The 1,352-nt window shown below is 74.8% G+C and carries 1 protein-coding gene; it reads right to left on the bottom strand.

Features of this window, described 5'->3' with window-relative positions; all coding sequences use genetic code 11:
- On the bottom strand, positions 1–1,352 hold a 1,352-nt coding region (locus tag AB0J52_RS40805; RefSeq protein ID WP_500188603.1), incomplete at both ends, for a condensation domain-containing protein.

Genomic DNA, 1,352 nt, shown 5'->3' with positions numbered 1-1,352 from the left:
GGTCGTGTCCGCGCGCTGGGCGGTGTCGTTCCAGCGGACCAGGAGGCGGTCGCGCTCGTCGGCCGAGAGCAGTTCGAGCTCCCCGGCCCGCAGGTCCGGGTCGGCCGCCAGCTGCTCCAGGACCCGGATGAACCGGTCGGCGATCGTCCGGGCCGTCGTCTCGTCGAACAGGTCCAGGGCGTACTGGAGGCCGCCCCACATCCCGGCGGCGGCGCCGTGCTCGTCGCGCTGCTCGGCGAGCGAGAAGGAGAGGTCGAACTTCGCGGCCGAGGCCGCCTCCTCCTCGCGGGACAGCGGCCGCACGCGCAGGCCCGCCAGGTCCGTGGGCTCCTCGGCGCGCGGCAGGTTCTGCAGCGCGAGCATGACCTGGAAGAGGGGGTGGCGGGCGAGCGAGCGCGCCGGGTTGAGCTCCTCCACCAGCACCTCGAACGGCAGGTCCTGGTGGCTGTAGGCGGCGAGGTCGGTCTCGCGGACGCGGCCGAGAAGCTCGGCGAACGTCGGGTCGCCGCTCACATCCGTCCGCAGCACGAGCGTGTTGACGAAGAACCCGGCCAGATCCTCCAGGGCCTCGTCACCCCGGCCCGCGACCGCCGTGCCGATCGGCACGTCCGTCCCCGCCCCGAGGCGGGCCAGCAGCATGCCCAGCGCGGCCTGCGCGACCATGAACATCGTCACGCCGTGGCGTCGCGCGACGGCGCCGAGCCGCCGGTGGGCGTCCGCCGGCACGTGGAGCTCCACCGATCCGCCCCGGAAGGTGGCGGTCACAGGGCGGGGCCGGTCGGTGGGAAGCGTCAGTTCCTCGGGCGCGCCGGCGAGGGCGTCGCGCCAGTGGGCGAGCTGTCCGGAGATGAGGCTGTCGGGGTCGTCCAGGTCGCCGAGGACGTCCCGCTGCCAGAGCGCGTAGTCGGCGTACTGCGCCGGCAGCGGCGCCCAGTCGGGCGCGGTTCCCGACCGGCGGGCCGCGTAGGCCGTGGCCAGGTCGCGGGTGAGGAGGCCCATCGACCAGCCGTCCACCGCGACGTGGTGCGCGACCGCCACCAGCACCGCCTCGTCCTCGGACAGGACGAACAGCCGCGTCCGCCACGGCAGCTCGCGCTCGACGTCGAAGCGGCGGCCCATCTCCGCCAGGAGCGCCTCGGCGAGATCCTCCTCGCGGAGTTGCTCGACGGCCAGGCCGGGACGTCCGGCATCGCCGTGCAGGATCTCCTGGCGCGGGACGCCGTCCGACTCGGGGAAGACCGTGCGCAGGCTCTCGTGCCGGTCGGCCACGTCGCCGAGCGCCGCCTCCAGCGCGGCCACGTCCAGGTCACCCGACAGCCTCAGCGCCATCGGCACGTTGTAGGCCGCCTCGG

The sequence above is a fragment of the Spirillospora sp. NPDC049652 genome, from assembly GCF_040675125.1.
Classification (GTDB): Bacteria; Actinomycetota; Actinomycetes; order Streptosporangiales; family Streptosporangiaceae; genus Spirillospora.
The sequence above is the reverse complement of the archived record's forward strand: the minus strand, read 5'-3'. Positions and strand labels throughout refer to the sequence as shown.